We start from the raw sequence: 13,017 nt of genomic DNA, 5'->3' as shown, positions 1-13,017 counted from the left end.
AGCGATGACCGCGGACCGCCGGGCCGCGGCTAGTCCTGGTACAGCGCGCGCTTGTTGATGTACTGAACGATGCCGTCGGGCACGAGGTACCAGATCGGCTCGCCGGCCTTGATCCGTTCACGGCACTCGCTGGAGGAGATCGACAGTGCCGGCACCTCGACCAGGCTGACCCGGCCCGCGGGCAGGCCGGGATCGGCCAGGCTGTGGCCGGGCCGTGTGCACCCGATGAAGTGCGCGAGCCCGAACATGTCGTCGGCCTTGTGCCACGCGAGCATCTGCTCGAGCGCGTCCGCACCGGTGATGAAGAACAGCTCGGTGTCCGGGCCACGCAGTTCGCGCATCTCCCGCAGGGTGTCGACGGTGTAGGTCGGCCCCGGCCGGTCGATGTCGATGCGGCTGACCGAGAAGCGCGGGTTGGAGGCGGTGGCGATCACGGTCATCAGATAGCGGTCCTCGGCGGGCGCGACCTTCCGGCGGGTCTTCTGCCAAGGCTGGCCGGTCGGCACGAACACGACCTCGTCGAGGGCGAACAGGTGCGCCACCTCGCTGGCCGCCACCAGGTGACCATGGTGGATCGGATCGAAGGTACCGCCCATGATGCCGAGCCTGCGGGGCCTCTTTTCCATAGGGGAACCCTAGCGAGCAGGGCATACGGGACATGAGCCGCCCCGGTCGAGATCGGCGATCCGTGCCGGCGCCCCCGGAGATGCCCGTTCCCGCGGGCACCCGTCCCGGGTGGAACATGTCCCGGGGGGAACCCTGGGCCCTGGTGGTTCGTCGGAACTAGCATGCCGGACATGACGAAGACCCCGGATCGTTCACGCACCCGCTTTCCCGGGATCAGCTCCCGGGCCTATGAGCACCCCGCCGACCGCTCGGCGCTGGTGGCGCTGAGGTCGCTGACCGGGTTCGACACCGTACTGAGGCGTCTGTCCGGGCTCTTCAGCGAGCGCGCCATCCGGCTGATGTTCCTCGGCGGCAGTGTCCGGGTGGGCGAGGACCAGTTCCGGCACATCCACGACATGGTGCGCGACAGCTCCTACATCCTCGATTTCGCCGAGGTGCCCGAGCTGTACGTCGTGCAGGACCCCACGCCGAACGCCATGGCGATCGGCACGGACAAGCCCTTCATCGTGCTCAACACGGGTCTGCTGGACCTGCTCGACGACGAGGAACTGCGCTACGTCATCGGGCACGAGGTCGGCCACATCCTGTCCGGGCACGCGGTCTACCGCACCATGCTGCTGATCCTGACCTCGCTCGGCGCCCGCCTCGCCTGGCTGCCGCTCGGCAACATCGGCATCGCCGCCATCATCATGGGCCTCCAGGAGTGGCAGCGGAAGTCCGAGCTGTCCGCCGACCGGGCCGGCCTGCTGACCAGCCAGGACCCCGAGGCGGTGAAGCGGGCGCTGATGAAGATGGCGGGCGGCGGGCGGCTGACCGAGATGAACGCCGAGGCCTTCCACGCGCAGGCCCGCGAGTACGACGCGGCGGGCGACGTCCGGGACGGCCTGCTGAAGTTCCTCAACCTGCTGCGGCAGTCCCACCCCTACGCCGTGGTGCGGTTCGCCGAGATCGACCGGTGGGCGCGCGAGGGCGAGTACGAGCGGATCCTCACCGGCGCCTACCCACGGCGTACCGACGACGGCGACGCCAAGATCTCTGACGAGATCAAGAATGCGGCGAACGCCTACCGGGAGTCGTGGAGCCGCACGGCCGACCCGTTCATCGGCAAGGTGCGTGACGTCGCCGAGGGCGCCGCGAGTGCCGCGGAGGGTCTCTTCGACCGCATCGGCCGCCGTGGCGGCGGCGGTGATCGGAACCATGAGAACTGATCCGCCGAACTAGACATAGAGCTACATCTGGAGCACTTCTCCACTCAACTCTTGACTTCCCCTTTTTCGTAAACTTTGCTCACAGAGCCGAATATTTCTCATGCGTCACGGGCCGGGGGGCCGGACGCATTGGCTCTGGGAGCACAGCGCATGCGAAATCTCCTGAGGACGAAGGCCGCCCGCATCGGGCTGGCCGCGGCATTGACGGCGACCGGATTGACCATGACGGCCGCCTCCGCCGGGGCCCAGTCGTCCCAGCCGACCTACCTGAATCAGCACGCCCGTACCGACGCCCGGGTCGCGGACCTTCTCAAGCGCATGACGCTGGAGGAGAAGGTCGGGCAGATGACGCAGATCGCCGTGGCCCGGCTGCGCGGCGACTGTGAATGGACGAACGGCGACTGGCGAGCCGACTGTCTCAAGGCGGTGTTCGACGACGCCAAGACCGGCTCGATCCTGTCCGGGGGAGGGATGACGCCACCCTCCAACACGCCCAAGGCGTGGGCAGAGATGGTGAACTACGTGCAGAAGTACGCCATCGAGCACAGCAGGCTGCGCATCCCGATCATCTACGGCGTCGACGCGGTGCACGGCCACAACAACGTGTCCGGCGCAACGATCTTCCCGCACCAGATCGGCCTGGGTTCGAGCTGGGACGACGCGCTGGTGCGTGACGTCGGCGCGGCGACCTCCAAGGTCGTGAAGGCCACGGGCCCGACCTGGAACTTCGCGCCCGTCTCGGACCTGGCCAGGGACGCACGGTGGGGCCGCTACTACGAGGCCTTCTCCGAGGATCCGGTGCTCGCCGGCTCGCTCGCGGGCAGCACGGTCAAGGGCATGGAGGCCACCGGCCAGGTGGCCTCGACGGTGAAGCACTTCGGCGGCTACTCCGAGCCCTTCAACGGCCACGACCGCACCAACACCGACGTCTCGATGCGCTACCTGCAGGACACGCTGCTGCCCCCGTACAAGGCACAGGTCGACGCCGGTGCCGACACCCTCATGGCCAACTCGGGCGCGGTCAACGGCATCCCGGCACACGCCTCCAAGTACCTGCTCACCGACGTGGTGCGCAAGCAATGGGGGTTCAAGGGCGTCGTCATCACCGACTGGCGGGACGTGAAGGCCCTCGAGGAGAGCTACCACATCGCCGGGGACTACAAGCACGCGATCGCCGCCTCGGTCAACGCGGGCGTGGACATGGCGATGGAGCCCTACAGCGCCAAGGAGTTCACCGACGGCCTGCTCGCCGCGGTCCGGGAGGGCCTGGTGCCGAGGAAGCGGATCGACGAGGCCACCTCGCGCATCCTGCGGCTCAAGTTCGAGCGCGGGCTCTTCGAACGCCCCTACGTCGACGCCGCCAAGGCCGACGGCATCGTCTTGAACTCCGACACCGCGCTGGCCCGCAAGGCCGCCGCCGAGTCGCTCGTACTGCTGCGCAACCAGGGCGGCGCGCTGCCGCTCGCCGCCGGAAAGAAGATCGTCGTCACCGGCGAGAGCGCCGACAGCCTGCCCAACCAGATGGGCGGCTGGACCATCGGCTGGCAGGGCATGGCCGACGGCGACAAGGTCCCCGGGCAGACGGTCCTCGCGGGCCTGCGGGCCGGAGCCCCGTCGGGCACCACCGTCGAGCACGCGACGACCAAGGACGACGCGGTCGACAAGACCGAGGACGCCGACGCCGCCGTCGTGGTCGTCGGCGAGAAGCCCGGCGCCGAGGGAACCAACGACAAGGAGGTCCCGGCGTTCACGGCCGAGCAGCAGGACCTGGTCGCGGCGCTCAAGGCCACCGGCAAGCCGGTCATCGCCGTACTGATCACCGGCCGCCCGCTGGTGCTCGGGAAGGTGAACGACGCCGACGCCGTGCTCGCGGCGTGGCTGCCCGGCTCGGAGGGCGGCAACGCCGTCGCGGACGCGGTCTACGGCAAGACCAACCCCACGGGCGTTCTGCCGGTCTCGTGGCCGAAGAGCGTCGGTGACATGCCGATGTACTACCAGCAGCTGCCCGGCACCAACGCCGGGGAGAGCTCCGGCTACGACCCCCAGTACGCCTTCGGGCACGGCCTCTCCTACACCGGCTTCGCCGTACAGGGCTTGACCCTCGGGTCGGCGTCGACCTCGCGGAACGGCATGGTGAAGGTCTCGGTGCGGGTCGCCAACACCGGTGCCCGGGACGGCGACATGATCGTGCCGGTGTACGCGGCGCAGCCGGTGAGCCGCGTCCTGGTGCCGCCGAAGCGACTCGCGGGCTATGCCCGGGTGCCGCTCAAGGCCGGCGAGGCCAAGACCGTGACGCTGTCGGTCCCGCTGTCGCGGCTGGCGCTGACGGCGGGCGACGTCAACGGAGCAGGCGATCGCACCGTGCTGCCCGGCGCCTACAAGATCCTTGCGGGCGACAAGGCGGCCGACCTCACCGTACGCTGACCGGCCGGTCGACCAAGGACGCACGAGGCCTCCCGCGACGCGCGGTCGCGAGGGGCCTCGTGCCTTGGGCCGGTCATGGAGCGATCTCGCCGAGACCGAAGCCGTGTTCCGGGTCAGCCGGCGCCGTCGCGCTCGGCGGCGAGATCCAGGATGGCGGCGGTCGTGGTGGCACCGAACCTGGACGCGCCCGCCCGGACCATCTCCAGCAGGGTGTCGAGGGTGCGCACGCCGCCCGCGGCCTTGACCTCGACCCGGTCGGAGACGTTGGCGCGCATCAGCCGTACGTCCTCCACGGTGGCGCCCGAGGGGGCGAAGCCGGTGGAGGTCTTGACGTAGTGTGCGCCCGCCCGCTCGCTCAGGCGGCAGGCACAGATCTTCTCCTCGTCGGTCAGGTACGCGTTCTCGAAGATGACCTTCACGACCGCTTCGGGAGCGGCCTCGATGACGGCGCGGACGTCGGCGAGCACGGCCGTGTGATCACCGCCGCGCAGACGGCCGATGTTGAGCACCATGTCGAGTTCGTGCGCACCGTCGGCGACGGCGGCACGGGCCTCGGCCGCCTTGACCTCGGGCGTCGAGGAGCCGTGCGGAAAACCGACCACGGTGCCGACGCGCACGCCCGTACCGCTCAACCGCTCAGCGGCCGTGGCGACGTCGGCGGGCTTCACGCAGACCGAGGCGACGCGGTAACGGGCGGCGAGAGCGCATCCCGCCCGGACGTCGTCGGCGGTCAGTTCGGGCCGCAGAAGCGAATGGTCGATCATCTTGGCGAGGTCGGCGACGGTCAGAGCGGTGGCATCGATCACGAGGCGGCGTCCTTCGCGGTTGGCGGTTCGACGGTGAAGGCCACGTCGAGCCCGTAGCGGGCGGCGACGTACCGGGAATCGGTGAGCTCCAGTGGACGACCGTGCTGGTCGAGGATGAGCCGGTGTTCGACGAGCAGCGGCGCCCCGGCCGCCACGGCCAGGGCTTCGGCCTCGGGCCCGTTCGCGACGGCGGCGCTGATCCGGGCATGTCCCTGCGCCGGGACCCGGCCGAGGTCGATCAGCGCGGTGTGAAGGGACCCCTCGAGGTCGGCCGTCAGCAGGTCCTCGAGTCCACCGGGGAAGACCGCCGTCTCCAGCGCAACCGGCAGGTCGTCGGCCAGCCTGACCCGTTCGATCGCGACGACCCGGCCGCCCGCGGGGAGGCGCAGCCGGTCCGCCTCGTCCGCGGTCGCGGCGCGCGTGCCCGCGGAGACCACCCGGGAGGAGGGGGCCTGGCCACGGCGGCGCACCTCCTCGCTGAAGCGCACGAGGCTCTCGGCGCGACGGGTGGTCGGCGGCGGCGCGACGAAAGTGCCACGGCCGGGCCGGCGGTCCACCAGTCCGTCGGCGACGAGGCGTTGCACGGCGGCGCGGGCGGTCATCCGGCTCACCGAGAACTCTTCGCTGAGGGCGCTCTCCGAGGGGAGCGGATCGCCGGGGAGGGCCGCGGCCACGCGCCTGCGCAGCGCCTGTTCGATGACGAAGTACCGCGGGGCGAAGTCCTCGCGAGCGGAGCGATCGGTCATAAACGAAGTCTAGCCGACTAGCTGTCTATACAGCTGGCAAGCCATTGACATCGATCAAGGATCGCAGCACCCGGAGGTGCCCAGGACCTTGATCGGCTACCGGGTGCCGGTCAGACGCCTCTGAGATGACCCTCGCCGGTGACGACGTACTTGGTGGAGGTCAGCTCGGGCAACCCCATCGGGCCGCGGGCGTGCAGCTTCTGGGTGGAGATGCCGATCTCGGCGCCGAAGCCGAACTCCTCGCCGTCGGTGAACCGGGTGGAGGCGTTGACCATGACGGCGGCCGAGTCGACCAGTGCCACGAACCGCTTGGCGGCCTGCTGCGAGGTGGTGACGATCGCCTCGGTGTGCCCGGAGCCGTACCGCCGGATGTGCGCGACCGCGTCCTCGAGCGAGTCGACGACGGCCGCGGCGATGTCCAGCGAGAGATACTCGGCGGCGTAGTCGTCCTCGGTGGCCGGCACGACGTCCGGGCCATAGGACCGGACCCGGGGGTCCCCGTGCACCGTGACGTTCTTGTCGCGCAGGGCCCGCAGGGCCGCGGGCAGGAACGCGTCGGCGATGCCCGCGTGCACCAGAACGGTCTCGGCGGCGTTGCAGACCGACGGCCGCTGCGTCTTCGCGTTGATCAGGATGTCCACGGCCAGGTCGACGTCGGCCGCCGCGTCGACGTACACGGCGCAGTTTCCCACCCCGGTCTCGATCACCGGAACGGTGGACTCCTCGACCACGGAGTTGATGAGCGCCGCGCCGCCGCGCGGGATCAGCACGTCGACCAGTCCACGGGCGCGCATCAGGTGCTTCACCGACTCGCGCGAGGTACCGGGGACCAGCTGGACGGCGTCGGCCGGCAGCTCGGTACCGGCGATGGCCTCGCGCATGACGGTCACCAGGGCGGTGTTGGAGTCGTAGGCCGACGACGAGCCGCGCAGCAGGACGGCGTTGCCGCTCTTGAGGGTGAGCGCGGCGGCGTCGACGGTGACGTTGGGCCGGCCCTCGTAGATGATGCCGACCACGCCCAGCGGTACCCGTACCTGTCGCAGCTCGAGGCCGTTCGGCAGCGTGTAGCCGCGGACGTTCTCGCCGACCGGGTCGGGCAGCGCGGCGACCTGGCGGACGGCGTCGGCGACGGCGACGACGCGCTCTTCGGTGAGGCTCAGCCGGTCGATCATCGCCTCGGGGGTGCTGGTCTCGCGCGCGCGTACGACGTCGGAGTCGTTGGCCTTGAGGATCTCCGGCGCCCTGGCGGTCAGGGCGTCGGCGATGGCGTGCAGGGCCGCGTCCTTGGCCCGGCGCGGCAGCGGGGCCAGTTCGGCGGCCGCCTGCCGCGCCCGCCCCGCGACCTCGAGCACCTGCTTCCGCGTTGCCTCACTCATCGCCTGTTCCCTTTCGTGATCTTGCAGTTGTCCGCAGGTCGGTGGCGGTCGACAGCAGTACGAGATCGTCGCGGTGGATGATCTCGCGTTCGTACTCCGGGCCCAGCTCGCGGGCCAGCCAGCGGGTCGAGCGTCCCATCAGGTCGGGGATCTCCCCCGCGTCATAGTTCACCAGACCACGGGCCACCACGCCGCCCTCGTGGTCGCAGACGTCCACCGGGTCGCCCGCCGCGAAGTCGCCCTGCACTCCGGTGACACCGGCCGGCAGCAGCGACTTGCGGCGCCGTACGACCGCCTCGACGGCGCCCGGGTCCAGCAGCAGCCGACCCTGCCCGGTGGTGGCATGCGCCAGCCACAGGTGGCGGGTGGAGGGCCGCCGGCCGTTCGGGTGGAAGTAGGTGCCGACCGGATCACCGGCGAGCGCGGCCGCGGCGGAGGCGGCGCCGGTCAGCACCACGGGCACACCCGCGCCGGTGGCGATCCGCGCGGCCTCGACCTTGGTGACCATCCCTCCGGTGCCGACCCTGCCGCCGGCCCGGCCGAGATCGACGCCCTGCAGGTCCTCGGGCCGCCGGATCTCGGCGAGGCGGCGGGAGCCGGGCCGCCGCGGGTCGCCGTCGTACAACGCGTCGACGTCGGAGAGCAGCACGAGCGCGTCGGCGCGGACCAGATGCGCCACCAGGGCCGCGAGCCGGTCGTTGTCGCCGAACCGGATCTCGTGGGTGGCGACGGTGTCGTTCTCGTTGACGATCGGCACGATGCCGAGTGCCAGCAGCTGGGCGAGGGTGCGCTGGGCGTTGCGGTGATGAGTGCGCCGGATCAGGTCGTCGGCGGTGAGCAGCACCTGGCCGACGCGCAGCCCGTACGCGGCGAAGGCGGACGCGTAGCGCGCGACCAGCAGCCCCTGCCCGACGCTCGCCGCCGCCTGCTGCGTGGCGAGATCACGGGGGCGCCGCGGCAGCCCCAGCGGGCCGAGCCCCGCGGCGATCGCGCCCGACGAGACGAAGACGATCTCGCCGCCCGCGGAGCGCCGCGCGGCCAGCACGCCGACCAGCGCGTCGATGCGGTCGGCATCGATCATGCCGTCCGGCGTGGTGAGCGACGAGGACCCCACCTTGACCACGATGCGGCGCGCATCCGTGATCGCCGCGCGCGCCGCCGTCGTATCCGACGGCGTCCTCTCGGAGAATGTCCCCTCGGACAAACTCGGCCTCCTCAGGTCGGGGACTCGGCCGTGGTCACCAGTCGCTGAGCCGGCGGTCGGTGCCGCGGGGGCCGAGTCCGTGCTCGGCGCCGGCGGCCACCTCGGGCTCCCAGTCGAAGACCACCGATTCCTGCTCGGTGCCGATCATGACGGTCGCGCCGGGCTCGGCTCCGGCCTTCGACAGCCGCTCCTCGATGCCCAGCCGCGCCAGCCGGTCGGCGAGGTAGCCCACGGCCTCCTCGTTGGTGAAGTCGGTCTGGCGCAGCCATCGCGTGGGCTTGACACCCGTGACGAGATAGGTGTTCTCGCCGAGACTCTTGACCTCGAATTCCGCTCCGCCGACCGCGGCCGGCCGGATGACGATCCGGGTCGGCTCCTCGGGCGGCAGGGTCGCGCGGTAGGCCTCGACCATCTCGGCCATCGCGAAGGCCAGCTCCCGCAGCCCCTCGTGCGAGGCCGCCGACACCTCGAAGACCCGCATGCCGCGAGCCTCGAACTCGGGCCGTACGAGCTCGGCCAGCTCCCGGCCGTCCGGCACGTCGATCTTGTTGAGGACCACCAGGCGCGGCCGGTCCGACAGGGCCCGGTCGCCCAGCGCCTCGTCGTAGGCCTGAAGCTCGCGCTCGATCACCTCGAAGTCCGACACCGGGTCGCGGCCCGGCTCGGGAGTGGCGCAGTCGAGCACGTGGGCGAGGGTCGACGAGCGCTCGATGTGGCGCAGGAACTCCAGCCCGAGTCCCCTGCCCTCGCTGGCGCCCTCGATCAGGCCGGGGACGTCGGCCACGGTGAAGACATGGTCGCCGGCGCTCACCACGCCGAGGTTCGGTACGAGGGTCGTGAAGGGATAGTCGGCGATCTTGGGCTTGGCCGCGGACATCGAGGCGATCAGTGACGACTTGCCGGCGCTCGGGAAGCCGACCAGTGCCACGTCGGCGACGGTCTTGAGCTCGAGCACGAGATCGTGCTCGGTGCCCGGTTCGCCCAGCAGCGCGAATCCGGGGGCCTTGCGCTTGGCCGAGGCCAGCGCGGCGTTGCCGAGACCGCCCCTGCCGCCCTCGACGACCACGAACCGGGTGCCCGCCCCGACCAGGTCGGCCAGCACCGTCCCGTTCGCCGACTTCACGACGGTGCCGTTCGGCACGCTCAGCACGATGTCGCCGCCGTCGGCGCCGTTGCGGTTGGAGCCCTGCCCCGGCTTGCCGTTGCCCGCCCTGCGGTGCGGCCGGCGATGGTAGTCCAGCAGGCTCGCGGTGTTGGGATCCACTTCGAGGATCACGTCGCCGCCGTGCCCGCCGTTGCCCCCGTCGGGGCCGCCGAGCGGCTTGAACTTCTCGCGGTGCACAGAGGCGCACCCGTGCCCGCCGTTGCCCGCCGCCACATGCAGGACCACACGGTCCACGAAATCAGGCACGTCGCTCCCTCCCCCTCGTCACATCGATCTCTTCGTGCTGGTCCTGCTGTTCGGGCCGGGTCTCACGAGCCGGGCGTTCTCGCCCAGGCCGTCCGGCAAAAACGACAAAGGGCGGACCGATACCGGTCCGCCCTTGGTCAATGGCCTGTGTGCTGCGGCGGACTACTCCGCCGGCGGGATGATGCTCACGGCGCGCCGGCCGCGGTAACGGCCGAACTCCACCGCGCCGGCCACGAGCGCGAACAGCGTGTCGTCGCCGCCACGCCCGACGTTGACGCCGGGGTGGAAGTGGGTGCCACGCTGACGCACGATGATCTCGCCGGCGTTCACGACCTGGCCACCGAAGCGCTTCACGCCGAGGCGCTGAGCGTTGGAGTCACGGCCGTTTCGGCTGGACGAGGCGCCCTTCTTATGTGCCATCTTCTGCCCCCTCCTGGGTCATCTCCGCTTGCGCGGAGCGGCCTTACTTTCCGGCCTTGATTCCGGTGACCTTGACCTGGGTGTACGGCTGACGGTGTCCCATCCGCCGCTTGTACCCGGTCTTGTTCCGGTAGTGCATGATGTCGATCTTGGGACCCTTGGTGGCGCCAAGGATCTCGGCACTGATCACGTACTTCGACAGCTCGGCCGCCTTGCTCACGACGTTGTCGCCGTCGACGACCAGCAGCGCCGGGAACGTCACCGTCGAGCCGACCTCTCCGGTCAGCTTGTCGACGGTGAGCACGTCATCGACGGCCACCTTCTCCTGCCTGCCGCCGCAACGGACAATCGCGTACACGCGGAACCCTTCCGGACCATCCCCGCATCACGGGGCTGAAACTCCTGGTTGTCCTCGTTCGAGGACCTGAGGATCTGCACCGAGTTCGACCTACCGGATCACCGGTAGCGATCTCAGGCGCAAGAACACACGCGCATTGCACGCGCCGGTTTTAAAGAGTACCGGAACCCCTGGCCGGAAAGCGAACCAGTCCGGCAACAGAGGGCCGTGGCGCAGGCGACCGCGAAATCACGCCGGCGGGGATCCGCCGGGTCGATCTCGCGGCCGTCCGCGATGGCTCCTGTCGGCCCGTCCAGGGACAGGGACCTCAGTCGGCATCCTCGGAGCCGACCTCGGCCTTGGCCCTCGACCGGCGGGGACGGCGCTTACGGCCGTTGCTGGTGGCCGCGGCGTCCTCCTCGACGCCCCGAACGTCCGCAGGGACGCTCACGTCGACGGTCTCGGCGGTCTCGACCTCGACCGCGTCCAGAGTGGCCGGTGGGGCCTCGACGGCCGCTTCGGCGGCGTCCTCGACGGCCGGAGCCGCGGGCTCGGTGGCACCGGGCAAAGTGCGCGTCTCGGCCGGTTCCGGCTGTTCGGCCAAGTCGACCTTGGCGGCCTTCGCCGCTCGCGACCTGGCCCCCCTGGTGCGTCCGGACTGCTTCTTGTCCGGCTTGACCGCCTCATCGTCGGCCTCGGCCTCGGCGGGCCGCTCGGCCTCGTGCTGGGCGATCTTCTTCTCGACCACCTTCTCGACCTCGCCCTTGCGCTTACGGCGCCGGCCGAGGGTCGCGGCCTGCTCGGGCTTGTCCTCGACCGGGGTCAGCGACACGTGAATGCCACGGCCGTTGCAGCATTCGCAGACCTCCGAGAAGGCCTCCAGCAGGCCCTGCCCGACCCGCTTACGGGTCATCTGGACCAGGCCGAGCGAGGTGACCTCGGCCACTTGGTGCTTGGTGCGATCGCGGGCGAGGCACTCCAGCAGCCGCCGCAGCACCAGGTCGCGGTTGCTCTCCAGCACCATGTCGATGAAGTCGACCACGATGATGCCGCCGATGTCGCGCAGCCGCAGCTGGCGGACGATCTCCTCGGCCGCCTCGAGGTTGTTGCGGGTGACGGTCTCTTCGAGGTTGCCGCCCTGGCCGGTGAACTTGCCGGTGTTGACGTCGACGACGGTCATCGCCTCGGTGCGGTCGATCACCAGCGAGCCTCCGCTGGGCAGCCACACCTTGCGCTCAAGGGCCTTGGAGATCTGCTCGTCGATGCGGTAGGCCGTCAGCACGTCCTCAGGCCCGGTCCACTTCGCCGCCCGGCCGGCGAGGTGCGGCGCGACGTAGCTGACATAGTCCTCGACCATGCCCCACGCCTCGTCGCCCGAGACCACGAGCTTGCCGAAGTCCTCGTTGAAGATGTCGCGGACCACCCGGATCGTGAGATCGGGCTCGCCGTAAAGCAGCTCGGGCGCCGTAGCCGTCTTGCTGTGCCGCTGGATGTTCTCCCACTGGGCGGCCAGCCGCGACACGTCGCTTGCCAGTTCCTCCTCGGTGGCGCCCTCGGCCGCGGTACGAACGATCACGCCGGCGTTCTCGGGCATGACCCGCTTGAGGATCTGCTTGAGGCGGGCGCGCTCCTTGTCCGGCAGCTTGCGGCTGATGCCGGTCATCGACCCGTCAGGGACGTACACGAGGTAGCGACCGGGCAGCGAGACCTGGCTGGTCAGCCGGGCCCCCTTGTGTCCGAGCGGGTCCTTGGTGACCTGCACGAGCACGGACTGGCCGGACCGCAGGGCCGACTCGATGCGGCGCGGCTGGCCCTCGAGCCCGGCGATGTCCCAGTTGACCTCGCCCGCGTAGAGCACCGCGTTGCGGCCCTTGCCGATGTCGACGAACGCCGCCTCCATCGACGGAAGGACGTTCTGCACCTTGCCGAGGTAGACATTGCCGACGTACGACTGGTGACTGGCGCGGTCCACATAGTGCTCGACCAGGACGTCGTCCTCCAGTACGGCGATCTGCGTGCGATCGCCCTCCTGGCGGACCACCATGACGCGCTCGACCGCCTCGCGCCGCGCCAGGAACTCCGACTCGGTGATGATCGGCGGGCGACGGCGGCCCTGCTCACGGCCTTCGCGGCGGCGCTGCTTCTTGGCCTCGAGCCGGGTCGAGCCCTTGACCGACTGGACCTCGTCCTCGGCGGCGCGCGCTTCGCGCACGTGGACGACGGTGTTCGGCGGGTCGTCCTGACCGGTGTCGTCGGAGTCGGCGCCACCCGCGGTGCGGCGACGGCGCCTCCGGCGGCGCCGGGTCGAGCCGGACGAGCCGTCGTCGTCGCCGTCGTCGTCATCCTCGTCGGCCTTCTCCGACCGGTCGGCCTTCGCGGCCTTGGCGGCCCTGGCGGGCCTCTCCGGCCTCTCGGCCGGCTCGGTCTTCGCCGCCGCGGCGGGCTGCTCGTCCTCGTC

The 13,017-nt window shown here is 70.5% G+C and carries 11 protein-coding genes; 2 read left to right on the top strand and 9 right to left on the bottom strand.

The window, feature by feature from the left end; genetic code table 11:
* Positions 1 to 29 precede the first annotated feature (29 nt).
* Positions 30 to 626: a nicotinate-nucleotide adenylyltransferase gene (gene nadD / locus HKK72_RS21680; protein ID WP_187236238.1), complete on the bottom strand. Its 597-nt coding sequence runs from the start codon at positions 624 to 626 to the stop codon at positions 30 to 32.
* Positions 627 to 788: 162 nt separating this feature from the next.
* Between nadD and HKK72_RS21675 the strand changes: the two genes are divergently transcribed.
* Complete coding sequence (locus tag HKK72_RS21675) at positions 789 to 1,835, top strand: M48 family metallopeptidase (RefSeq protein WP_187236237.1); 1,047 nt, start codon at positions 789 to 791, stop codon at positions 1,833 to 1,835.
* A gap of 150 nt (positions 1,836 to 1,985) precedes the next feature.
* Positions 1,986 to 4,259, top strand: coding sequence for a glycoside hydrolase family 3 N-terminal domain-containing protein (locus HKK72_RS21670; protein ID WP_187236236.1), 2,274 nt, complete (start codon positions 1,986 to 1,988; stop codon positions 4,257 to 4,259).
* A 113-nt stretch (positions 4,260 to 4,372) separates the two neighbouring features.
* Here HKK72_RS21670 and deoC read toward each other — a convergent pair whose 3' ends face one another.
* From deoC to HKK72_RS21630, 8 genes are all read right to left on the bottom strand, one after another.
* A complete protein-coding gene (gene deoC, locus HKK72_RS21665; RefSeq protein WP_222720973.1) occupies positions 4,373 to 5,065 on the bottom strand; it encodes a deoxyribose-phosphate aldolase in 693 nt (230 codons plus the stop codon).
* Positions 5,062 to 5,811, bottom strand: coding sequence for a GntR family transcriptional regulator (locus tag HKK72_RS21660; RefSeq protein WP_187236235.1), 750 nt, complete (start codon positions 5,809 to 5,811; stop codon positions 5,062 to 5,064). Before HKK72_RS21660 ends, deoC begins: the two co-directional genes overlap by 4 nt.
* A gap of 110 nt (positions 5,812 to 5,921) precedes the next feature.
* Positions 5,922 to 7,187: a glutamate-5-semialdehyde dehydrogenase gene (locus HKK72_RS21655; protein WP_187236234.1), complete on the bottom strand. Its 1,266-nt coding sequence runs from the start codon at positions 7,185 to 7,187 to the stop codon at positions 5,922 to 5,924.
* A complete protein-coding gene (gene proB, locus HKK72_RS21650) occupies positions 7,180 to 8,391 on the bottom strand; it encodes a glutamate 5-kinase (protein ID WP_187236233.1) in 1,212 nt (403 codons plus the stop codon). The genes HKK72_RS21655 and proB overlap by 8 nt, the downstream gene beginning before the upstream one ends.
* 34 nt (positions 8,392 to 8,425) lie before the next feature.
* Positions 8,426 to 9,802, bottom strand: coding sequence for a GTPase ObgE (gene obgE / locus HKK72_RS21645; protein WP_187236232.1), 1,377 nt, complete (start codon positions 9,800 to 9,802; stop codon positions 8,426 to 8,428).
* A 162-nt stretch (positions 9,803 to 9,964) separates the two neighbouring features.
* On the bottom strand, positions 9,965 to 10,222 hold the full coding sequence (gene rpmA / locus HKK72_RS21640; protein ID WP_187236231.1) for a 50S ribosomal protein L27: 258 nt from the start codon (positions 10,220 to 10,222) through the stop codon (positions 9,965 to 9,967).
* Positions 10,223 to 10,265: 43 nt separating this feature from the next.
* Positions 10,266 to 10,580 carry a 50S ribosomal protein L21 gene (gene rplU / locus HKK72_RS21635; protein WP_187236230.1) on the bottom strand — a complete coding sequence of 105 codons (315 nt, stop codon included), beginning with the start codon at positions 10,578 to 10,580 and terminating at the stop codon, positions 10,266 to 10,268.
* 307 nt (positions 10,581 to 10,887) lie between these two features.
* Positions 10,888 to 13,017, bottom strand: a 2,130-nt coding sequence (locus HKK72_RS21630) for a ribonuclease E/G (RefSeq protein WP_187236229.1), incomplete at its 5' end; no start/stop codon positions are given.

The sequence above is a fragment of the Actinomadura sp. HBU206391 genome (assembly GCF_014323665.1).
Lineage (GTDB): Bacteria > Actinomycetota > Actinomycetes > Streptosporangiales > Streptosporangiaceae > Actinomadura_C.
Note: the sequence above shows the minus strand (reverse complement) of the source record. Positions and strands in the feature narration are given on the sequence as shown.

Bases quoted from the DNA above. Each gene is read 5' to 3' on its own strand.
- nadD (WP_187236238.1), bottom strand. From the start codon at position 626: ATGGAAAAGAGGCCCCGCAGGCTCGGCATCATGGGCGGTACCTTCGAT.
- HKK72_RS21675 (WP_187236237.1), top strand. From the start codon at position 789: ATGCCGGACATGACGAAGACCCCGGATCGTTCACGCACCCGCTTTCCC.
- HKK72_RS21670 (WP_187236236.1), top strand. From the start codon at position 1,986: ATGCGAAATCTCCTGAGGACGAAGGCCGCCCGCATCGGGCTGGCCGCG.
- HKK72_RS21660 (WP_187236235.1), bottom strand. From the start codon at position 5,811: ATGACCGATCGCTCCGCTCGCGAGGACTTCGCCCCGCGGTACTTCGTC.
- HKK72_RS21655 (WP_187236234.1), bottom strand. From the start codon at position 7,187: ATGAGTGAGGCAACGCGGAAGCAGGTGCTCGAGGTCGCGGGGCGGGCG.
- rpmA (WP_187236231.1), bottom strand. From the start codon at position 10,222: ATGGCACATAAGAAGGGCGCCTCGTCCAGCCGAAACGGCCGTGACTCC.